Source organism: Polymorphobacter fuscus (assembly GCF_011927825.1).
Taxonomy (GTDB): Bacteria; Pseudomonadota; Alphaproteobacteria; order Sphingomonadales; family Sphingomonadaceae; genus Sandarakinorhabdus; species Sandarakinorhabdus fusca.
Window position 1 is genome coordinate 2,321,625 of record NZ_JAATJI010000001.1, and the last position, 20,380, is coordinate 2,342,004.

Consider the following 20,380-nt stretch of genomic DNA (forward strand, 5'->3'; position numbering starts at 1 on the left):
GAGGCACCACCGCCTCAGATCGCCTGCGTCCGCAACCACGCCCGCACGGCCGGGCCGACATCCTCGCGCTCCAGCGCCAGCGCGATGTTCGCCGTGATGTGCCCCGCCTTGTCGCCGCAATCGAAGCGCGTGCCGGTGAAGGTCAGCGCATGGAAGGGCTGGACGCCGATCAGATCGGCCATGGCATCGGTCAGCTGGATCTCGTTGCCGGCGCCGCGCTTGCCGGCGGACAGGATGGTCATCACCTCGGGCTGCAGGATATAGCGGCCGATGACCGCCAGCCGCGACGGCGCGGTGCCGGCGGCGGGCTTTTCGACCAGCCCCAGCACTTCGGTGATCTTGCCGTCGACATGGCCCGGCGTGACGATGCCATAGCGGCTGGTGTGCGCCTCCGGCACTTCGAGCACCGAGATGATGTTGCCGCCCAGCGTCTTGTAGGCGTCGTGCATCTCGGCCAGCGCCGGCGCTGCCGGGCTCCACAGCAGTTCGTCGGGCAGCAGCACGGCAAAGGCGTCGTCGCCGACGATATGGCGCGCGCACCAGACGGCATGGCCCAGCCCGGCGGGCTCCTGCTGCCGCACATAGGCGATCTGCCCGGGCGCAAGCTGGGTTGCATCGAGCACCGCCAGCTCGGCGGTCTTGCCCTTGGCCTTCAGGCTGGCGACGAGCTCGCCGGCCACGTCGAAATACTCCTCCAGCGCGCCCTTGCCGCGCGCCGTGACGAACACCATCCGCTCGATGCCGGCGGCCAGCGCCTCATCGACGGCATATTGCAGCAGCGGGCGGTCGACGACGGGCAGCAGCTCCTTGGGCACCGCCTTGGTGGCGGGCAGGAAGCGCGTCCCCTGCCCCCCGACAGGAAACACCGCAGTCTTCACCGGCTTGATCGTCATTCTGGCCCCTCTCAAAAATGCTGGTCATTCAATGAAGGTTAAACCCTGAAATCGCGTTACCGGTTGCGTGGGGGCTGTCTCACAACCACGGCGCCCGCGCATCCAGTGCCAGCATCGCCGCCGGCTGGTTGCGTTCGGAGACCACCGACCAGGCATCGCCCTTGACCATCACCTCGGGCACCAGCGGCCGCGAATTATAGGTGCTCGCCATCGTCGCCCCATAGGCACCCGCGGTCATGAAGGCGATGCGGTCGCCGGCGCCGACGGCCTCGATCGTCCGGTCCTCCGCAAAGGTGTCGCCGCTTTCGCAGACCGGGCCGACCACCGTCGCGACCATGGTGTCGCCGCGCGGCCGCAGCGCCCTTATGTCGTGCCAGGCGCCGTAAAGCGACGGCCGCAGCAGGTCGTTCATCCCGGCATCGGTGACGACGAAGGTCTTGGTCGTGCCCTGCTTGACCAGGATGACGCCGGCCACCATCACCCCGGCATTGCCGACGATCATGCGCCCGGGCTCGAAGATCAGCCGGCAGTCCCAGCCCCTGGTCGCCCGTGCCACCATTTCGGCATAGACCGACGGCAGCGGCGGTGCCGGCTGGTCGGCGCGATAGGGCACGCCCAGCCCGCCGCCGACATCGATCCGCGACACCCCATGGCCGGCGCCGCGCAGCCCCTGCGCCAGCTCGCCCAACCGGGTGATGCACGATTCGATGGGGGACAGGTCGGTCAACTGGCTGCCGATATGCGCCGCGAGGCCGACGGGGTTGAGGCTGGCATGCCCCGCCGCCATCACGAAGGCCGCATGGGCGCGCTCGATCGGGATGCCGAACTTGCTGTCCTGGCCGCCTGTGGAAATCTTGGCATGGGTGCCGGGGTTGACCGCCGGGTTGACGCGAATGGCGATGTCGACACGCGCGTCATGCGCCGCCGCCACCGCCGCCAGCATGCCGATCTCGGCTTCGGATTCGACGTTGAACTGCAGGATGCCCGCCTCGATTCCCGCCGCCATCTCGTGCGGTTGCTTGCCGACGCCCGAAAAGACGATGCGGTTGGCGGGCACGCCGGCGGCCAGCGCCCGCGCCATTTCCCCGCCCGACACGACATCGGCGCCGGCGCCCAGCCGTGCCAGCGTCGCCAGCACCGACAGATTGGGGTTGGCCTTCACGGCAAAGGCGACGAGCGGATCGCCATCGCCCAGCCCGGCCACGGCATCGGCAAAGACCTGGAAATGGCGTTCGATGGTGGCCGATGAATAGCAGTAGAAGGGTGTGCCGACGGCATCGGCCAGGCTGTCCAGGTTGACGCCTTCGGCGTGCATGACGCCGCCGCGGATATCGAAATGGTCCATGAACTCTCTAATTTGGCGGCAGGTTGAAACGGTCGGCGGGGCGCGCCTGCGAATTGGACACCGGATCGTCGACTCGCGCCGGCGCCGATTGCGGCGGCAGCACCAGCATCTCCTCCGCCGTCGGCGGCACGGCGACGCCGACCGGCGCCACCGGCGGGGTCCGCGGCGGCACCGGCGTCAGTGCCCCCTGCTTGCCGCACGCCGCCAGCAGCAGCAGGGCGAGGATGGCGAGGCGCTTCACAGCATGTCCCGCGCGGCGGCAATGGCGGCGCGGACATTGTCCGGCGCCGTGCCGCCAAAGCTGGTGCGGCTGGCCACCGACGCATCGACCGACAGCACCGACCGCACCGCCGGCGTGATGCGCGCGTCGATCGCGGCAAGTTCGGCGTCGCTCAGCCCGTCGAGCGTCACGCCGCGCGCCTCCGCCGCCTTGACGGCGCGACCGGTGATGTCGTGCGCCTGGCGGAACGGCACCTGCGCCTCGCGCACCAGCCAGTCGGCAAGGTCGGTCGCGGTCGAAAAGCCGCTGGCGGCGGCGGCGCGCATGCGGTCCGCGTTGAATGTCAGGCTTTCCATCATGCCGGTCATGGCGGTCAGGCACAGCGCCAGCGTGTCATGGGCGGCGAACACCACCGCCTTGTCGTCCTGCATGTCCTTGGAATAGGCGAGCGGCAGCCCCTTCATGATGACGGCAAGCGTCTGGAACCCGCCGAGCAGGGCGCCCGCCTTGGCGCGCACCAGCTCGGCGGCATCGGGGTTGCGCTTTTGCGGCATGATCGACGACCCCGTCGACCAGGCATCGGGCAGCGTCACGAAACCGAAGGGCTGGCTCGCCCAGATGATGATCTCCTCGGCCAGCCGCGACAGGTGCAGCCCGGCCATGGCGGCGGCGGACAGGTAATCGAGCGCGAAATCGCGGTCCGACACGCTGTCGAGCGAATTGCGCGTCGGCCCGGCAAAGCCCAGTGCGGCGGCGGTGGCGAAGCGGTCGATGGCAAAGCCGGTGCCGGCCAGCGCGGCGCTGCCCAGCGGCGACAGGTTCATCCGGGTTGCGGCATCGGCAAAGCGCGAGCGGTCGCGGCCCAGCATCTCGACATAGGCCATCAGGTGGTGGCCCAGCGTCACCGGCTGCGCCACCTGCAGATGGGTGAATCCCGGCATGATCGTTGCGGCGTGTTCACCGGCACGGTCGAGCAGGGCGAGGACCAGCGCCTTCAGCCCGGCATCGGCCTCGGCACAGGCGCCGCGCACCCACAGCCGGAAATCGGTCGCCACCTGGTCGTTGCGCGATCGCGCCGTGTGCAGCCGGCCGGCGGCGGGGCCGATCAGCTGCGCCAGCCGGGTTTCGACATGCATGTGGATGTCTTCCAGCGCCGGGTCCTCGACCAGTCCGCCGGCGGCAAATTCGGTCTCGATCGTCGCAAGGCCGGCCAGTATCGCGGTCACATCGCCGGCATCCAGGATGCCGGTGGCACCCAGCATCGTCACATGGGCGCGCGACCCCGCCAAGTCTTCACGCCACAGGCGCTTGTCGACGCCGATGGATGCGTTTATCTCCCGCATTGCAGCATCGGGGCCAGTCCCGAAACGGCCACCCCAGATCCCACTGGATCGGGAGGCGGCATCAGTCACAGGGACAGCGTCGGACATGGGTGTCATGGGCATCGAAACTGCACGGCTCCTGCTGGCGCTCGGCGCGGCCGCGTCGCTCGCCGCCTGCGATGGCGGCGATAAGGGAAAGACGGCAGCGCCGCAAGCAACGAGCGCGGCGGGCAGCACGCCCGGCGCCGCGGCGGCCAGGCTCAACGTCATCGATCGGAGCCAGGCTGGCACGCCGGCGCCCGACGTGCCGTTCGAATGGCACGGCGGCGACAAGACTTCGATGGCCGATTTCCGCGGCAAGAAGGTCCTCGTCAACCTGTGGGCGACCTGGTGCGCGCCGTGCATCGCCGAAATGCCCGAGCTCGATCGGCTGGCCGGGTCGCGGCGCGGCAAGCTGGTGATCTTGCCGATCTCGCAGGACATGGAAGGCTGGCTCGCCGTCAACAAGTTCTTCACCGAAGGCAAGTTCAACGCGCTCGAACCCTATGTCGACCAGCCCGGGTCGTTCGCCGAAGCCGTCAAGGCCAAGGGCCTGCCGATCTCCATCCTTTACGACGAACAGGGCAAGGAAGTCTGGCGCGTCGCCGGCACGCCCAACTGGAACGAGCTCGCCATGCAGGGCATCGTCTGAGCGTGACGCCGGCCGTGCCGGTGCCGCGCCTCGGCGTCGTCATCGTCAACTGGAACCGACGCGACTTTACCATCGAATGTCTCGAATCGCTGTTGCGCAGCGATTGCCCGCTGCAGGTCGTCGTCATCGACAACGCATCGCACGACGGCTCGCTGCCCGGCCTGCGGGACTGGGCTGCCGGCAGCGCCCATTTCACCCCGCCACCGGGGCCGTTGGCGGCGCTTTCGACTCCGCCGCTGCCCAAGCCGGTTCCGGCAACGGTGATGGACGCCGCCACGGCACGTGCGACCCCACCGGTGGCCGGACAGATCAGTCTTGTCGATGGCGGCGGCAACCTCGGCTTTGCCGGCGGCAACAACCTCGGGCTGGCGCATCTGGCGTGCGACCCCGGCATCACCCATTTCTGGCTGCTCAACAACGATACCGTGGTCGCTCCCGGTGCCGCCGGCGCGCTGCTGCGGACCTTCGCTGCCGACCCCGCCATCGGCATCGCCGGCACCATCGTGCGCTTCTACAGCCGGCCCGATGTGGTCCAGGCGCTCAACGGCTACCGTTTTTCGACATTGACCGGCACCGCCCAGCCGATCGGCACCGGCCTGCACCTGCCGCCGGGGGCGCCGCTGCCCCAGGCCGCCGCCGCCATCGCCGCCGCCAGTGATTTCGTTCTCGGCGCCTCGCTCGCCATCTCGCGGCCGTTCCTCGATACCGTCGGCCCGATGTCGGAGGATTATTTCCTCTATTTCGAGGAAATCGACTGGGCGACTCGCAACGCCGGCCGCTTCGCCACCGGTTTCGCCGCCGATGCCGATGTCTGGCACAAGGCCGGCGGCTCGATCGGCTCGGGCGAAGGCGGCGGCACGCGCGGCGCCGGGTCGGATTACCACATGCAGCGAGCGCGGCTGATCTTCTACCGCAAATACCACCCCTGGCTGGTCCCGGCGCAATATCTTCAGGGCCTTGCCATCGCCGCCCGCCGGCTGGCGCGGCGGCAACCGGCCAACGCCGGCGCCATCGTCAAGGCGCTGCGGGGGGCGCCTCTTTCGGGATGAGCAGCCACGCCGCGGCAAAGGCGGCGATGTTGCGGAACGCAACGGACACCGCCTGCGCCACGGCGGCGCCTTCCAGCCCCCAGATCGGCACCAGCCACAGCGCCAGCACCACCAGCAGCGCCAGCCCGACGACGGTGAAGCGCAACAGCCATTTTTCATGCCCCGACATGGTCAGCAGCCCGCCGATCGGCCCGGTGGCGATCTTGGTCGCCTGGCCCGCCGCCATGATCGCGAGGGCCGGCCCGGCGACGGCAAAGGCCGGGCCGAACGCCAGCCCCAGCAACTGGGCGGGAAACAGGATGCAGACCAGCACCAGCGGCCCGATCGCCAGCCCCATCGCCAGCGTAGCCCGCCGGTGCCGCCGCCACACCAGGTCGGGCCGCCCGGCGCGCAGGTCGCCGGCCACCTTGGCGGCGATGAACGTCTCCCCCGTCGTCACCACGATGGCGATGACCATCACCACCTGCATGGCGACGCGCAGCGCCCCCACGGCGGCGGCACTCGCCGCGCCGGCCACCAGCGCGAACAACAGCCAGTCCTGGAACATCTGGGTGCCCTGGATGGTCATGATCGGAAAACCCGAGGCGCGCAGCCGTTTGCCATCGGCGGGCGTCGCCGCATCCCAGTCGCGCGCGTCGCGCCGCACGATCACCCAGACCATCGCCACCGATGCGATCTGGCTGCCGAAGAACAGCAACACCGCCAGCAGCGCCGACACCTGCAGGCCGGCAAACCACAGCGCCACGATGATCGCGGCAAAGACGAAACTGTTGGCGCCTTCCCAGAACTGTCCCGCCACCGGCCGCCCGGCGGCGCGCAGCCCTGCCAGCCCCAGCCGGAAGAATGCCGCCGACCCGATGCCGATGGCAGCGCCGATCATCGCCGCCTGGTCGGTTTCCAACAGGGCGGACAGCTGGCCGATCGTCGCTGCTACCAGGAAGATCGCCGTGATCACCGCCGCCGCCACCGCGACCGATGTCGTGGCAAAGCGCAGCACGCCGCGCGCCGCGCCGGTGTTTGCCTGCCGCAAATCCCCCGCCACCTCGCGCAGCATGACCAGATCGAGCCCGTGGAGCGCGACGATGCCGAGCAATGTCGCGGTGACGACGGCGAAACTGTAATTGCCGACCACCGCCGGCCCCGCGATCCGCGCCAGCAGTGCCGTCGCCGCGAACGCCGCCAGGGCGTTGCCGGCCTTCAACCCATAGGCGAACAGCGCCGGGTTGGTGGCGACCTTGCGCACGCGGGCGATGTGGCGATTGTGCATTGCAGCGCGGCTTTAGCGGGGGACGGGTGCGGCGAACAGGGCTTTCCGGATGTCCCAGTCAGGAAGCAAAGAGGCATGGGCAAAGCCCATGCTGGCGTCGGACGGGTTCGGCGGGGGAAGGCCCCGCCACCCCGCCGGCCGGACGCGGCGCCTGTCGGCGCGCTTCCCGGCGGAGCCGGTCCAGCGCGCGCGCGGCGCTCGCTAGTGATTCATCGCGTCAAAGAAGTCCTTGTTCGTCACCGAATCCTTCATCTTGTCGATGAGGAACTCCACCGCATCCACGGTGCCCATCTGCATGAGGATGCGGCGCAGCACCCACATCTTCGACAGGGTGTTCTTGTCGACCAGCAGCTCTTCCTTGCGAGTGCCGGACTTGCCGATGTCGATGGCGGGGAAGACGCGCTTGTCGGCGATCTTGCGGTCAAGGACGATTTCCGAGTTACCAGTGCCCTTGAACTCTTCGAAGATCACCTCATCCATGCGGCTGCCGGTGTCGATCAGCGCGGTCGAGATAATGGTCAGCGAACCGCCTTCCTCGATGTTGCGCGCCGCGCCGAAGAAGCGCTTGGGCCGCTGCAGCGCATTGGCGTCGACACCGCCGGTCAGCACCTTGCCCGACGACGGGACGACCGTGTTGTAGGCGCGCCCCAGGCGGGTGATGTTGTCGAGCAGGATGACCACGTCGCGCTTGTGCTCGACGAGGCGCTTGGCCTTTTCGATGACCATTTCGGCGATCTGGACGTGGCGGGTCGCCGGCTCGTCGAAGGTCGAGGAGATCACCTCGCCCTTCACGGTGCGCTGCATGTCGGTGACTTCCTCGGGCCGCTCGTCGATCAGCAGCACGATCAGGAAGATTTCGGGATGGTTCGCCGAAATCGACCGGGCGATGTTCTGCATCATCATCGTCTTGCCGACGCGCGGCGGCGCCACGATCAGGCAGCGCTGGCCCTTGCCGAGCGGCGCGACGATGTCGATGATCCGCCCGGTCTTGTCCTTGATCGTCGGATCATTGTTGTCGAGGTTGAGCTTTTCGTCCGGATAGAGCGGCGTCAGATTGTCGAAGTTGACGCGGTGGCGCACGACATCGGGATCGTCGAAGTTGATCGCGATCACCCGGACCAGGCCGAAATAGCGCTCGCCGTCCTTGGGCCCGCGGATCTCGCCTTCCACCGTGTCGCCGGTGCGCAGCCCGAACTTGCGGACGATCTGCGGCGTCACATAGACGTCGTCGGGCCCGGCCAGATAGTTGGAATCGGCCGACCGCAGGAAGCCGAAGCCGTCGGGCATGACTTCGATGGTGCCGGTGCCGGTGATCTCGTTGCCCGCCTCGGCGGTCGCCTTCAGGATGGCGAAGATGATGTCCTGCTTGCGCAGCGTCGAGGCATTCTCGATGCCGAGCTCCTCCGCCATGACAACCAGTTCGGCGGGGGTTTTGCGCTTGAGGTCGTGAAGATGCATCTAGGGTCTTTGCGTTTGTGGGTCCGTGCGCTGTCGGGGGTATCAAGACCGGCGATGGCAGGGACCGAAGTGACCACGCACGAGGACCGGCGCGGTGATTCGCAGATAGGGGGCGGCCGCGCCGGGGTCAAGCCTTGCGGCCGCGGCGTTCAATGCCGGTTGTCGGTCATGCCGAGCCGGTCGAGAAAGGCGCTGCCGAAGCAATATTCGCCGTCGCGGTCGAGCAGGTCGGTCCGCGCCTTCATCCAGCGTTCGAGGTCACCCTGATAGCTGTCGCGCACGCTTTGCGCCGTCAACTGGTTGAGCTTGCCCCAATGTTCGGCGTGGGGAATGCCATTGGCGCGCATCGCCGCCACGCCCGCTGCCATCAGCGTCCGTGTCGCCTTCGAATCGAGCCCGTCGATATCGATGATTGCCGTCCGGTCGAAACGCTGGAATGCCAGCAGCCCCGGTGACCGGGTTGCATAGCGACAGGCAAAGGCGGCGGGCGCCCGCGGTACGCTGGCGAACGTCCTTTCGAGCAGTTCGAGCGCTTCCGTCGCCCGGTCGGCGGGGACCGCCATCGACGACCCAGCCTGTCCGGCGCGCGGTGTCGTGAAGTTGAAGCTCTGCCCCCAGCTCGCCTTGCGATCATGGATATCGCTCAACTGGTCGGCCAGCACCGCCTTGGTGATGACCTGTGTCAGCCCGGGCAGCACCGTCAGCATGTTGGCGACCACGACCGCCAGATTATACCCCGGCGCCCGCTTGTTGACGATGTCATAGGTCAGCGGCACCGCCGGGTCCCACGCCACCTTGTGCCCGACGGTGACATAGCCATTGTCCCGGTCGATGTGCCGGTTGAGAACCGACTGGAAGAAATAGGGTCGCCCCGCCGGCCCGGGCAGGTCGATCCCGTCGAACCCCTGGCCGCGCATCGCCGTCAGCAACCCCGGTGTGATCGGCAGCTTGCGGCGGTTCATCACCAGGTGAAAGTGCGGCACCGATTCGATCAGCACCGAATGGATGACTCCGAACGCCCCCAGCCCGACGAGCGCCGCGTCGAACAGCCGGTCATCGCGTACCAGCGTCGCCCCCAGCGCTGCCGCCATCGTGCCGTCGGTCACCGGCCGCCGTGCCGGTTCAACCCACAAATTGCGGTCGGGGGACGGGATCAGCTGGAAACCCCGCACCTGGCCCTGGATCGCGGGCTGGTCGATCGCCGAGCCATGGGTGCTCGTGCTCATCGCCCCAACGAACGTCTGGCCGTTCGATGCCCCCGTGGTTGCCAGCGATCGCCCGCGCGGTTCGAGGAACATGTTGATCTCGGCGACCGAAATCCCTGTCTGGCACAGCAGCAGGCCATCGCGATCGCCATCGAAGCCGGCCTGCACCTGCGCCGGCGGCAGCGGGTACAGCCAGTTGGCATAGCCGGTGTTCAGCATCCACCCGCCCGGCACCGCCGCCACGTCGGAAAAGGACCAGGCGGCGCCCTGCGCCCGCAGTCGCCGCCGCTCGGCAAAGGCCCGGCCGACCAGCGCCTGCACAGCGGCAGCACTTTCCGCCATACGCACCAGGCTGGCAGCACCGCTCGAATTGTGCAGCTCGAAAACCCCGGCGATCGGCACGCCGCGGACCGACAGGTGGAAGTTCGACCATTCGTCGCTGTCGTAGAAGATCGTCTTTGCCATTGTCAGGGCTCGATGACCTGGGTCGGAACCTTGGAGCAGCGATATTCAATCGTCGCCGGCTGCCACAGGCCGAGCGTCAGCACCGTACCCAGCGATTGCAGGAACGACGTCCGCACCCGGACTTCCGAAAGCAGGTTCGTCGGGCAGTGGGTCGCCGTGCTGGTCTGTTCCATCGCGCCCCAGCCCAGCGCGCTCGACTTGACCGGATGATAGACCTGGTCGGGCGGATTGGGCACCGGCACTACGACGCGGTGATAGGCACAGCCGCCGACGCTCAGCAAAAGCCCAATCATCACGGCCTGTCGCATCGCGGCACCCCCCGGATCAGGGCAGTTTATCATAACGGGGCCGGCCCCATCCACTGCAATCGACAAGACCGGCTTCCGGGACTTGTGTGCCGCAAACCTGTCCTACAGCGTTTTTTTTGGATACGGTCCGTGACGAATGATCTCGGCAGGGCCGTTTGTGAACTTTTGTTAACAATTGAATGTCCGGACCCCGATTTGGTGTGACTTTCGAGACTTTCGGGCGTTCGGATCAGGTGGAGAGGGCAAGATGGCAGTCACGGCGACCGGGGCATATGACGAGGGCAATATCTTCGCGCGCATCCTGCGCGGCGAGATCCCGTCGAATCGCATCTATGAGGACCAGTGGGCGGTGGCGTTTCACGACATCAACCCGCAGGCGCCGGTGCATGTCCTTGTCATTCCGCGCGGCCCGTGGCGCAGCTGGGCGGACTTTTCGGCCAGCGGCTCCGATGCCGAAATCGCCGGCTTCGTGCGGGCCGTCGGCACCGTGGCGCGGCTGCTCGACCTGCAGGAGCCGGGTTATCGCCTGCTCGCCAACGCCGGGTTGGATGCGCACCAGGAGGTGCCGCACCTCCATGTCCATCTGTTCGGCGGCCAGCCGCTGGGGCCGATGCTGGCGCGCCCGCCGCAATGACCTGGAGCCATTGATGGACAATCTGCCGGTATTCCTCGCCCTCGCCGGCCGTTCGGTGATCATCGTCGGCGATGGCGAGGCGGCGGCGGCAAAGGGCCGGCTGGTCACCGCTGCCGGCGGCGATATCGTCCCCGAATCCGGTGATGGCGTCATCGCCTTTGTCGCGCTCGATCACGAGGGCGAGGCCATTGCCGCAGCGGCGCGGCTGCGCCGCCGCGGCCTGCTGGTCAACGTCGTCGACCGCCCGGCGATCAGCGACTTTCTGATGGGGGCGATCATCGATCGCTCGCCGGTGGTGGTGGCGGTCTCCACGGGCGGCGCCACCGCCAGCCTGTCGCGCGCCTTGCGCGGCCGGCTGGAGGCGCTGCTGCCGGCGTCGCTGGGCCCGATGGCACGCGCCATCGGTGCCGCGCGCGGTGCCGCGAGCGCCGCGCACCCGACGATCGCCGATCGGCGCCGGTTGTGGGAACGTGCCTTGGCCGAAGGTGGCGGACTCGATCCGTTGCGCCCGCTCGCCGATCCCGACGCGGCGGTGGCGGCGGCGATCGCCGGAAGCTCGGCAGCGGACGCAGAGGTGCGGACGATCGTGGTGACCAGTGCCGATCCGGGAGAATTGACGCTCAACCAGCTGGCAGCGCTCGGCCGCTGCGACACGCTGGTGGTGGTCGGCGACGTGCCCGCCGCAGTCGTCGACCGCGCCCGCCGCGACGCGGTGCGGGTGGCAGCGGTGCCTGTGCCGGTGGACGGGCTGGTGGTCGTGCTTCAGGCGAGCAGCTCGGTGTCCCAATAAAGGTAATCGCGCCAGGTGGTGTGAAGATAGTGCGGCGGGAAGGCGCGGCCGTTTTCCTGCAGATGATGGGTCGTCGGCTGGAACGCCCGCTGGCGCAGCGCCATATGCGCTTCGGCCGGCGTGCGACCGCCCTTCTTGAGGTTGCACGGCGCGCAGGCGGTGGTGACATTCTCCCAGGTGGTGCGGCCGCCATAGGCGCGGGGCACGACATGGTCGAAAGTCAGTTCGCCGCCATGACCGCAATATTGGCACTGGAAACGGTCGCGCAGGAACAGGTTGAAACGCGTGAAGGCTGGGTGGCTGGCCGGGCGGACATATTGGCGCAGCGCGATGACCGACGGCAGCCGCATCTCGAACCGCGGCGATCGGATGACCCGGTCATATTCGGCGATGATGTCGACGCGTTCCAGAAAGGCCGCCTTGATCGCCGTTTGCCAGGGCCACAGCGACAGCGGATAATAGGACAGGGGGGTATAGTCGGCATTGAGCACCAGCGCCGGGCAACCATCGGGCGGCGAGGACGTGTCACGGGGCAGATGCCCTTCACCGCCAAGAATATCGGGATGATACATGCGCGCCGCTGCTCCCTCATCTCGGAAGGTGGCAACCCGCAACCACTGGCCCTGTCGCACAGGGGAGAAACCGTGGCGGTTCCGCCCTTCAAGGCCGCTTGCGGGCGACCATTTCCGTGGTTTGGGGGTTCATACAACAGTTTGTATGTCAGGCAAATGACAATACCGCCGATTGGGGCTGGCCGCCGGTGATCGTGACGCGCTTCGCGCCGTCGCCGACCGGCCGGCTGCACCGCGGCCATGCGCTGTCGGCGCTGACCGGCTGGCGGCTGGCGCAGGCGCAGGGCGGGCGTTTCTGCGTCCGCATCGAAGACATCGACATCGCGCGTTGCCGGCCCGAGCATGAGGCGGCGATCTTTGCCGATCTGGCCTGGCTCGGCATCGGCTGGGAAACGCCGGTCATGCGGCAGAGCGAACGCGGCCCGGCCTATGCGGCGGCGCTGGCGACGCTGCAGGCGCTGGGCGTCGTCTATCCGTGCCGATGCAGCCGCGCCGATATCGCCGCCGCCGCCACCGCGCCGCATGGCCCGGCCGGACCCGTCTATCCGGGCACCTGCCGCCGGACGCCGGTGACGGAGGCCGCCGGCGTCGCCTGGCGGATCGACGTCGCGGCGGCGCTGGCGCGGACCGGGCCGCTCGACTGGCACGATGCCGCGGCGGGGCCGGTGGCGGCCGACCCGGCGATCCTTGGCGATTTCGTCGTCGCGCGCCGCGACCTGGGGGTGGCCTATGCGCTGGCGGTGGTCGTCGACGATGCGGCGCAGGGGGTCACGGACGTGGTGCGCGGCGCCGATCTGTTCGACGCGACGCACGGCCAGCGCCTGTTGCAAGCGCTGCTCGGCCTTCCCGTACCGCGCTACCACCACCATCCGCTGCTGGTCGGCGCCGACGGCAAGCGGCTGGCCAAGCGCGACGGCGCCGAAACGCTCGCCAGCCTGCGCGCCGGGGGGATGACGGCGGCACGGCTGATTGCCGAAATCGACGCGGAAGCGCTGCGTCACCGTGGCGCCGATTTGCCATGGCCGCGGCCGCACACCGGGACTATGCTGGCGCCATGAATGCAATGTTGATCATCTTCATGGTCGTGGCGGCGCTGGCAACGCTCGGCGTGCTGGCGCGCGGCATCATCATCATGGCGCGCGGCAAGGATATCAGCGGCAAGCAGTCGAACAAGATGATGAGCTATCGCGTCGCCTTCCAGGCGCTGGCGATCATCTTCATCGTCATCCTGTTCCTCGTCAACCGGCCAGCCTGAGGCGGCGATGGTCAAGCTCAACCGGATCTACACGCGCACCGGCGACGATGGCACCACCGGGCTGGTCGATGGCAGCCGGCGATCAAAAGCCGATCCGCGCTTGCAGGTGGTCGGCGCGGTCGATGAAACCAACGCCGCGATCGGCATGGCGCGGCTGCACGCCTCGCCGGCAACGGCGCGGGCGCTGGGGCGCGTCCAGAACGACCTGTTCGACCTCGGCGCCGATCTGGCGACCCCGGACGGCATCGAGGGCGCGCTGCGCATCGTGCCGGCGCAGGTCGAATGGCTGGAGGCGCAGATCGATGCCGCCAACGACAGCCTGTCGCCGCTGAAATCCTTCATCCTGCCGGCCGGCACGCCGGCGGCGGCCTCGCTGCACCTGGCCCGGACCATCTGCCGCCGGGCGGAGCGCGACGGCGTCGCCGCCAATGCCGCCGGTGAGGCACTCGGCCGCATCGCGATGCAATATTTGAACCGTTTGTCCGATTATCTGTTTGTCCTCAGTCGGGTGGAAAATTCCGCGACCGGCGATGTGTTGTGGGTGCCGGGCGCCAATCGATAGGCGCGGCGGCCCGGGGAGACGGACAATGACCATCCTCGCCGAAACGCGCGCGGCGGATACGCTGCAGGACGACTTCCAGAAGGTCCGCGCCTTGACCGCGGCACTGGCGACACCCTTGTCCGATGCCGATGCCAGCGGCCAGTCGATGCCCGATGCCTCGCCGGCGAAATGGCATCTGGCGCACACGACCTGGTTTCTGGAAACCTTCCTTCTGGCCGGACGCAGCGGCTATCGCCTGTTCGACGATCGCTTCGGTTTCCTGTTCAACAGCTATTATGAATCGGTCGGCCCACGGCTGCGGCGCGATCGTCGTGGCATGCTGACCCGCCCGAGCCTTGACGATGTGCTGGCCTTTCGCGCGCATGTCGATGCCGCGATGGTCAGGCACTGGCAGGACTTCGACACGCCGGCGCGGGCGCTGGTGACGCTCGCGATCAACCACGAGCAACAGCATCAGGAGCTGTTGCTGACCGACATCCTCGACCTGTTTGCCGCCAATCCGCTCGAACCGGCGCTGTTCCCGCATCCCGGGCAGACGGCGGTGGCGCGGCCCGGTGGCTGGACGCGCCACGCCGGCGGCATCTGCCGCATCGGCCACGACGGCGCGGGTTTCGCCTTCGATTGCGAAGGCCCGGCGCATGACGTGCTGCTGCGACCGTTCGCGCTGGCCGACACGCTGGTGACCAACGCCGACTGGATCGCCTTCATCGACGCCGGCGGCTATCGCGACCCCCGGCTGTGGCTGTCGGACGGCTGGGCCTGGGTGCAGCGGGATGGGATCGCTGCGCCGCTGCGCTGGCAGCAGGGGCCGGACGGCTGGAGCAGCTTCACCCTGTCCGGCCGCCGTGCCGTCGATCCGGCGGCACCGGTGACGCATCTCAGCTTCTACGAGGCTGACGCCTTTGCCAGCTGGGCGGGTGCCCGGCTGCCGACCGAGGCCGAATGGGAGGTTGCGGCCGCCGGCGCGGACCCGGCGGCAGGGGTGCAGCTCAATCGGGCCGGGCCGGTGGCACCGGTCGGCAGCGCCTCGCTGTTCGGCGACTGCTGGCAATGGACGGCGTCGGCCTTCCTGCCCTACCCCGGCTTTCGCGCTGTCGATGGCGCCGTCGGCGAATATAATGGCAAGTTCATGAACGGGCAGATGGTGCTCAAGGGCGCCAGTTGCGCAACGCCGCGCGGATCGTCGCGGGCGAGCGTGCGCAACTTCTTCACGCCGGCGCAGCGCTGGCAGTTCACCGGGCTGCGGCTGGCAAAGGACATCTGACATGGCGCGACCGCTGCTCGTCCAGGACGAAGTGTCCGACTTCGCCGCCGCCGTCCGGGCCGGACTGGCGCAGCCGCAAAAGGTCATCCCGGCGCGATTCTTCTATGATCGGCTGGGGTCCGAACTGTTCGAAGCGATCACCGACCTGCCCGAATATTATCCGACGCGGACCGAGGTCGGGCTGCTTGCCGGCCATGCCGCCGACATCGCCGCCGCCGTCGGTCCGGGGCGCGCCGTCATCGAATTCGGCTCGGGATCTTCGGTCAAGACGCCGCTGCTGCTGCGCGCCATCGCACCGGCTACCTATGTGCCGGTCGATATCTCGGCCGAGTTTCTGGCGCTGAGCGCTGCTGCGCTGTCGGCAGATTTTCCGGGGCTGCCGGTGCTGCCGGTCGCCGCGGACTTCACCCGGCCGTTCCAGCTGCCCGCGCGTGCGGCCGCGGCCGCCAGGCTGGGCTTCTTCCCAGGCTCGACACTCGGCAATCTGGCGCCCGGTGCCGCGGTCGACCTGCTGCGCAGTTTTGCCGCGACGTTGGGGTCGGAAAGCTGGCTACTGATCGGACTCGACCTCGCACCCGGCGCCAGCAAGTCGGCGGCGACGCTGGAAGCCGCCTATGACGATGCACAGGGCGTGACGGCGGCGTTCAATCTCAACCTGCTCCACAGGATCAATCGCGAGCTGGACGGCGATATGCCTGTCGACGCCTTCGCCCATCGTGCGGTCTGGAATGCCGGGCTTGGCCGGATCGAGATGCATCTGGTTGCGACGCGCGACCTGGCGTTCGAAGCGGCAGGCGAACGATTCGCCATGACGGCAGGCGCGCATATCCATACCGAAAACAGCTACAAATGGACGGCGGACGAAGCGCGACTGCTTGCGCGTGCCTCGGGCTGGACACCCGATCAGTTGTGGACCGACGCGGATGGGCTGTTCAGCCTCCACCTCTGGCGGCGCGACGACGGGGCGATGCAGCCCTGACCGTCAAAAGGCGAACGACGCCCGCAGCAGGGCGCGCGTCCCGAAATCCCGGGCGCCGCCGGTGACCGTGGCGGCATCGATGCTGGTCGTCGTGACACTGGCACCCAGCGTGACCGGCCCCAGCACATAATCGGCGTCGAGCCGCAGGTCGGTATAGTCGCCGCCCGGCCGCAACCGCGCTGCCCGGCCGCTGCCATCGTCGGTGCCGAGCGAGCGTCCGCCGCCGGCGCGCAGCGTCAGCGGCGTTCCGGGAACGCCGACCGTCGCGGTCGCGCCGAAATAGACATTGCTGCCGCCGATCGCGCCTTGCGGCGGTGCCCAACTGGCCAGCGCGCCCAGTTGGGCAGGTCCGATGCCGATCGCGGCACCGCTGCGCAACTGGCCATAGCTCTGGCCGCCACGACCACCTGCAAAGACCAGGCCCTGGGCATCGGCCCATAGCGTCCATGGCCCGGTCTGCGCCGTATAGCGCAGCGCCGCCTCGCCGAGCAGGTCGGCACTGCCGTGGCGGGCACTGCCGCGGAGCGTCGCGGCGCCGGCTTCCAACGACACGCCGCCGCTGAGCGGCAACGACGCCCAGGCCTCGAGCGCCGGTTTGCCGTCGCTCCAGCCAAGGCCGCGCCGCCGCAGGTCGGTTGTCGCTTCGACGCCGAAGCTGGCGGCAGCAGCTGGCGCTGCGGCAGCCAGCAGCAGCACCGCGGCGGCGCTGGTGGCGAACCTTGGAGCGGTCAAGGCGGCGATCAACGGCCGGCTGGGGGTGCCAGCGTGTCGATCTCGGTCCGCAGTTCCTGCTGGTCCCGTTCCGCCACCGCGACAAGGTGCGCGCGGATCGCCGGCGTCTGGGCGGCGATCTCCTTGTCGATGCTGCCGCGGCTGGTGGCACAGGCGCCGTGGCGGCTGCCCTTCAGCGTCTTCACGGCGGCCATTTCACGGGTGCCGGTCTGGTTGACGCCCGACGTTTCCAGACGCCGTTCGACCGCGATATCGGCGGTCCACAGGCAGCGCGCGGTGCTCATCCGGGTGCCCATCGACGTGCCGATCTGGCGGGTGGAGACGACCGGACGGGCTTCATAAATCGCCGTTGCCTGGCCACGGCCGTGATCTACAGGAACGCTGTGCGTCCATTGTGCGGGGGTCGCTTGTGCGATCGCAGCCGCGGCTGCGAGAGTGGTAATGAAAAACATGAAATCCTCCTTGGCGATGATGAATCGATCGGGCGCTGCTCGCGGCATTGCGAGCAAAACAGGGAATGCACCTCGATGCGGTCCGACATCACGATCGATGAACGATCGCCAGAGGGGCCCGGGCCCGCAGATGACCATTTAGTAATGTTGATCGCGATTACAACCCTGCCAAAAGTCCTCACTGGCGCGGCGCGACGCCCGGCACGGTTGACTGGCCTGCGCCATCGTTGCAAGCACGCCCGACAAAGACCAAGTTTGGGAAGTGACGCATATGAAGGTCCTCGTGCCCGTCAAGCGGGTCGTCGATTACAACGTGAAGGTCCGGGTCAAGTCGGACCAGACCGGCGTTGAACTCGCCAACGTCAAGATGAGCATGAATCCCTTCGACGAAATCGCTGTCGAGGAAGCCATTCGCCTGAAGGAAAAGGGCGTCGCCACCGAGATCGTCGTCGTGTCGATCGGCGTGACGCAGTCGACCGAAACGCTGCGCACCGCGCTGGCGATGGGCGCCGATCGCGGCATCCTCGTCACCACCGATGTGACGACCGAATCGCTCGCCGTTGCCAAGATCCTCGCCGCCATCGCCAAGGAAGAGGCCCCCGGCCTGATCATCCTGGGCAAGCAGGCGATCGACGACGACGCCAACCAGACCGGGCAGATGCTCGCCGGGCTGCTCGGCTGGCCGCAGGGGACGTTCGCGTCGAAGGTCAGCGTCGATGGCGAGACGGTGCATGTTGCCCGCGAAGTTGATGGCGGTGCCGAGACCGTGGCGCTGAAGCTGCCGGCGGTCGTCACCACCGACCTTCGCCTCAACGAGCCGCGCTATGCCTCGCTGCCCAACATCATGAAGGCCAAGTCGAAGAAGATCGATACCAAGAGCCCCGCCGACTACGGCGTCGACCCGACACCGCGGCTGACCATTCTCAAGGTCGTCGAGCCCGGCAAGCGCCAGGCCGGTATCAAGGTCAAGTCGGTCGATGAACTCGTCGAAAAGCTGAAGACCATCGGAGCCGTGCAATGAGCGTTCTCGTCCTCGCCGAACATGACAATGCCGTCCTGAAGGACGCGACGCTGGCGACGGTCACCGCTGCCGTGGCCTTGGGCGGCGATGTCCACATCCTCGTCGCCGGCAAGGGTGCGCAGGCGGTTGCCGACGCGGCGGCGCAGGTTGCCGGCGTGTCGAAGGTGCTGCTCGCGGATGACGCCGTCTATGGCGACGCGCTGGCCGAGAACCTCGCGCCGCTGATCGTCACGCTGATGGCGGGCTATGATGCGTTCGTGGCGCCGGCGACGACGCGCGGCAAGAACATCGCGCCGCGCGTGGCGGCGGCGCTCGACGTTGCGCAGATTTCGGAAATCCTGTCGGTCGAAGGGCCGGACACGTTCACCCGGCCGATCTACGCCGGCAACGCCATCGCGACGGTCAAATCGTCCGACGCCAAGAAGGTCATCACCGTCCGCGGCACCGCCTTCGCCAAGGCCGCGACCACCGGCGGCACCGCCAGCGTCGAAGCAGTGGCGGCGCAGGCCGATTCGGGGCTTTCGACCTTCGAAGGTGCCGAGCTGACCAAGTCGGCACGGCCGGAGCTGACCGCTGCCAAGATCATCGTTTCGGGCGGCCGGGCGCTGGGATCGAGCGAGAAGTTCCACGAGTTCATCGATCCGCTTGCGGACAAGCTGGGTGCGGCTGTCGGTGCCTCGCGTGCTGCCGTCGATGCAGGCTATGCGCCGAACGATTATCAGGTCGGCCAGACCGGCAAGATCGTGGCGCCGGAACTGTATGTCGCGATCGGCATTTCGGGTGCCATCCAGCATCTGGCCGGCATGAAGGACAGCAAGATCATCGTCGCGATCAACAAGGACGAGGAAGCGCCGATTTTCCAGGTGGCCGATGTCGGCCTCGTCGGCGACCTGTTCACGATTCTGCCCGAACTGACCAGCAAGCTGTAGGCCACAACCGGGTGCAGGGCCGCCGGCCCTGCCCGCCGGAGGCGCTACGGCGTTACAGCCGCAAAATCCCCGGCCTCGCCGACCCGGCTCGGCAGCGGCCGGCCCATGATGCCGGCAAACCAGTGATTGGCAGCAAGCGCCGCATCGAGCGTGATGCCGGTGCGGACGCCCGATCGTTCGAACAGATAGACGAGGTCTTCTGTCCCGACATTGCCGGCGGCACCGGGCGCGAAGGGGCAGCCGCCAAGGCCACCGAGCGCCGCATCGAAGGTGCGGCAGCCGGCCTGATACGCCGCCCAGGCGTTGCCGGGGGCCATGCCGCGGGTGTCGTGGAGGTGGAGGCGGACGGGAACAGGACCGACCGCGGCGATCACCGCGCCGACAAGGTCGCCGACCTGGGCCGGTACCGCGACGCCGATGGTGTCGGCCAGCGCGATCTCCTGCGCACCGGCATCCGCCATCCGCCGGGCAAGGTCGATGACCCGCGCCGCCGGCACCGGCCCGTCATAAGGGCAACCGAAGGCCGCCGAGATCGTGACCTGCGCGAACAGCCCGGCGCCGCGGGCCTTTTCGAGCATGGCGGTGTTGACGGTGATGCCGTCGGCGACCGTCTGGCCCTGGTTGGCGATGCCGAAGCCATCGCTGGCGACAAGCACGCAGCCGGCTTCGTCGAGCGCTCGGCCGCCGCCATCGCGGCTGGCGATAGCGCGGTCGACGCCGCGTTCGTTGAGGCAGAGGCCGATGAAGCGCACGCCCGGGGCAGCGGGCAGCGCGGCGACGATGGCCTCCGCATCGGCCATCTGCGGCACGCGGCGCGGGTTGACGAAGCTGGCGACTTCGATGCGCGTCGCGCCCATGGCGACCAGCCGGTCGATCAGCGCCAGCTTGTCGGCGGTTTCGACAAAGCCGGCCTCGTTCTGCAGGCCGTCACGCGGCCCGACCTCGACGATCTGGACCGCATCCATCG

General features: G+C 68.2%; 23 protein-coding genes. 11 read left to right on the forward strand and 12 right to left on the reverse strand.

Annotated elements, in window-relative coordinates:
* Positions 1 to 14: 14 nt before the first annotated feature.
* From GGQ62_RS11040 to argH, 4 genes are all read right to left on the reverse strand, one after another.
* Positions 15 to 893 carry a UTP--glucose-1-phosphate uridylyltransferase gene (locus GGQ62_RS11040; RefSeq protein WP_153401198.1) on the reverse strand — a complete coding sequence of 293 codons (879 nt, stop codon included), beginning with the start codon at positions 891 to 893 and terminating at the stop codon, positions 15 to 17.
* 79 nt (positions 894 to 972) lie between these two features.
* Positions 973 to 2,238 (reverse strand): diaminopimelate decarboxylase, encoded by a 1,266-nt coding sequence (gene lysA / locus GGQ62_RS11045; protein WP_152577273.1) that lies wholly within the window; start codon positions 2,236 to 2,238, stop codon positions 973 to 975.
* A gap of 7 nt (positions 2,239 to 2,245) precedes the next feature.
* A complete protein-coding gene (locus GGQ62_RS11050) occupies positions 2,246 to 2,479 on the reverse strand; it encodes a hypothetical protein (RefSeq protein ID WP_152577272.1) in 234 nt (77 codons plus the stop codon).
* Positions 2,476 to 3,840, reverse strand: a complete 1,365-nt coding sequence (gene argH, locus GGQ62_RS11055) for an argininosuccinate lyase (RefSeq protein WP_152577711.1) — start codon at positions 3,838 to 3,840, stop codon at positions 2,476 to 2,478. The genes GGQ62_RS11050 and argH overlap by 4 nt, the downstream gene beginning before the upstream one ends.
* Positions 3,841 to 3,895: 55 nt before the next feature.
* Between argH and GGQ62_RS11060 the strand changes: the two genes are divergently transcribed.
* Together GGQ62_RS11060 and GGQ62_RS11065 are read left to right on the forward strand one after the other, a co-directional pair.
* The gene (locus GGQ62_RS11060; protein WP_243451562.1) at positions 3,896 to 4,471 is read left to right on the forward strand and encodes a TlpA family protein disulfide reductase; all 576 of its coding nucleotides are present in this window, start codon (positions 3,896 to 3,898) and stop codon (positions 4,469 to 4,471) included.
* A gap of 2 nt (positions 4,472 to 4,473) precedes the next feature.
* Positions 4,474 to 5,520 (forward strand): glycosyltransferase family 2 protein, encoded by a 1,047-nt coding sequence (locus tag GGQ62_RS11065; RefSeq protein ID WP_152577270.1) that lies wholly within the window; start codon positions 4,474 to 4,476, stop codon positions 5,518 to 5,520.
* On the opposite strand, the gene GGQ62_RS11070 is transcribed toward GGQ62_RS11065, so the two are convergent.
* The 4 genes from GGQ62_RS11070 to GGQ62_RS11085 form a co-directional block, all read right to left on the reverse strand.
* The gene (locus GGQ62_RS11070) at positions 5,486 to 6,787 is read right to left on the reverse strand and encodes a lipopolysaccharide biosynthesis protein (protein WP_152577269.1); all 1,302 of its coding nucleotides are present in this window, start codon (positions 6,785 to 6,787) and stop codon (positions 5,486 to 5,488) included. The genes GGQ62_RS11065 and GGQ62_RS11070 overlap by 35 nt on opposite strands.
* A gap of 201 nt (positions 6,788 to 6,988) precedes the next feature.
* Positions 6,989 to 8,245 (reverse strand): transcription termination factor Rho, encoded by a 1,257-nt coding sequence (gene rho / locus GGQ62_RS11075; RefSeq protein WP_152577268.1) that lies wholly within the window; start codon positions 8,243 to 8,245, stop codon positions 6,989 to 6,991.
* 149 nt (positions 8,246 to 8,394) lie between these two features.
* Positions 8,395 to 9,915 (reverse strand): FAD-binding oxidoreductase, encoded by a 1,521-nt coding sequence (locus tag GGQ62_RS11080; RefSeq protein ID WP_152577267.1) that lies wholly within the window; start codon positions 9,913 to 9,915, stop codon positions 8,395 to 8,397.
* Between the two features lie 2 nt (positions 9,916 to 9,917).
* Complete coding sequence (locus GGQ62_RS11085; RefSeq protein WP_152577266.1) at positions 9,918 to 10,211, reverse strand: hypothetical protein; 294 nt, start codon at positions 10,209 to 10,211, stop codon at positions 9,918 to 9,920.
* A 259-nt stretch (positions 10,212 to 10,470) separates the two neighbouring features.
* Here GGQ62_RS11085 and GGQ62_RS11090 point away from each other — a divergent pair, with 259 nt between their 5' ends.
* Positions 10,471 to 10,857: a histidine triad nucleotide-binding protein gene (locus GGQ62_RS11090; RefSeq protein WP_152577265.1), complete on the forward strand. Its 387-nt coding sequence runs from the start codon at positions 10,471 to 10,473 to the stop codon at positions 10,855 to 10,857.
* Positions 10,858 to 10,870: 13 nt separating this feature from the next.
* Positions 10,871 to 11,647 carry a precorrin-2 dehydrogenase/sirohydrochlorin ferrochelatase family protein gene (locus GGQ62_RS11095; RefSeq protein ID WP_152577264.1) on the forward strand — a complete coding sequence of 259 codons (777 nt, stop codon included), beginning with the start codon at positions 10,871 to 10,873 and terminating at the stop codon, positions 11,645 to 11,647.
* Here the strand turns inward: GGQ62_RS11095 and GGQ62_RS11100 are convergent.
* Positions 11,620 to 12,219, reverse strand: a complete 600-nt coding sequence (locus tag GGQ62_RS11100) for an HNH endonuclease (protein ID WP_152577263.1) — start codon at positions 12,217 to 12,219, stop codon at positions 11,620 to 11,622. The genes GGQ62_RS11095 and GGQ62_RS11100 overlap by 28 nt on opposite strands.
* 191 nt (positions 12,220 to 12,410) lie before the next feature.
* On the opposite strand from GGQ62_RS11100, the gene gluQRS reads away from it, so the two are divergent.
* From gluQRS to egtD, 5 genes are read left to right on the forward strand one after another with little or no spacing between them, the layout of a single operon-like run.
* Entirely contained in the window at positions 12,411 to 13,277 is an 867-nt protein-coding gene (gene gluQRS, locus GGQ62_RS11105; RefSeq protein ID WP_424022231.1) for a tRNA glutamyl-Q(34) synthetase GluQRS, read from the forward strand.
* Positions 13,274 to 13,474 (forward strand): twin transmembrane helix small protein, encoded by a 201-nt coding sequence (locus tag GGQ62_RS11110; protein WP_152577261.1) that lies wholly within the window; start codon positions 13,274 to 13,276, stop codon positions 13,472 to 13,474. Before gluQRS ends, GGQ62_RS11110 begins: the two co-directional genes overlap by 4 nt.
* A 7-nt stretch (positions 13,475 to 13,481) precedes the next feature.
* Complete coding sequence (locus GGQ62_RS11115) at positions 13,482 to 14,036, forward strand: cob(I)yrinic acid a,c-diamide adenosyltransferase (RefSeq protein WP_152577260.1); 555 nt, start codon at positions 13,482 to 13,484, stop codon at positions 14,034 to 14,036.
* 25 nt (positions 14,037 to 14,061) lie between these two features.
* On the forward strand, positions 14,062 to 15,300 hold the full coding sequence (egtB, locus tag GGQ62_RS11120; protein WP_152577259.1) for an ergothioneine biosynthesis protein EgtB: 1,239 nt from the start codon (positions 14,062 to 14,064) through the stop codon (positions 15,298 to 15,300).
* A gap of 1 nt (position 15,301) precedes the next feature.
* The gene (gene egtD / locus GGQ62_RS11125) at positions 15,302 to 16,279 is read left to right on the forward strand and encodes an L-histidine N(alpha)-methyltransferase (RefSeq protein WP_152577258.1); all 978 of its coding nucleotides are present in this window, start codon (positions 15,302 to 15,304) and stop codon (positions 16,277 to 16,279) included.
* Between the two features lie 3 nt (positions 16,280 to 16,282).
* Here egtD and GGQ62_RS11130 read toward each other — a convergent pair whose 3' ends face one another.
* Complete coding sequence (locus tag GGQ62_RS11130; RefSeq protein ID WP_167649587.1) at positions 16,283 to 17,011, reverse strand: TorF family putative porin; 729 nt, start codon at positions 17,009 to 17,011, stop codon at positions 16,283 to 16,285.
* A gap of 8 nt (positions 17,012 to 17,019) precedes the next feature.
* Entirely contained in the window at positions 17,020 to 17,463 is a 444-nt protein-coding gene (locus GGQ62_RS11135; RefSeq protein ID WP_167649405.1) for a hypothetical protein, read from the reverse strand.
* Between the two features lie 271 nt (positions 17,464 to 17,734).
* Between GGQ62_RS11135 and GGQ62_RS11140 the strand changes: the two genes are divergently transcribed.
* Together GGQ62_RS11140 and GGQ62_RS11145 are read left to right on the forward strand one after the other, a co-directional pair.
* The gene (locus tag GGQ62_RS11140; RefSeq protein WP_152577710.1) at positions 17,735 to 18,484 is read left to right on the forward strand and encodes an electron transfer flavoprotein subunit beta/FixA family protein; all 750 of its coding nucleotides are present in this window, start codon (positions 17,735 to 17,737) and stop codon (positions 18,482 to 18,484) included.
* Positions 18,481 to 19,413, forward strand: coding sequence for an electron transfer flavoprotein subunit alpha/FixB family protein (locus tag GGQ62_RS11145; protein WP_152577256.1), 933 nt, complete (start codon positions 18,481 to 18,483; stop codon positions 19,411 to 19,413). The genes GGQ62_RS11140 and GGQ62_RS11145 overlap by 4 nt, the downstream gene beginning before the upstream one ends.
* A 44-nt stretch (positions 19,414 to 19,457) precedes the next feature.
* Here GGQ62_RS11145 and GGQ62_RS11150 read toward each other — a convergent pair whose 3' ends face one another.
* A complete protein-coding gene (locus GGQ62_RS11150) occupies positions 19,458 to 20,378 on the reverse strand; it encodes a hydroxymethylglutaryl-CoA lyase (protein WP_152577255.1) in 921 nt (306 codons plus the stop codon).
* Between the last annotated feature and the right edge of the window lie 2 nt (positions 20,379 to 20,380).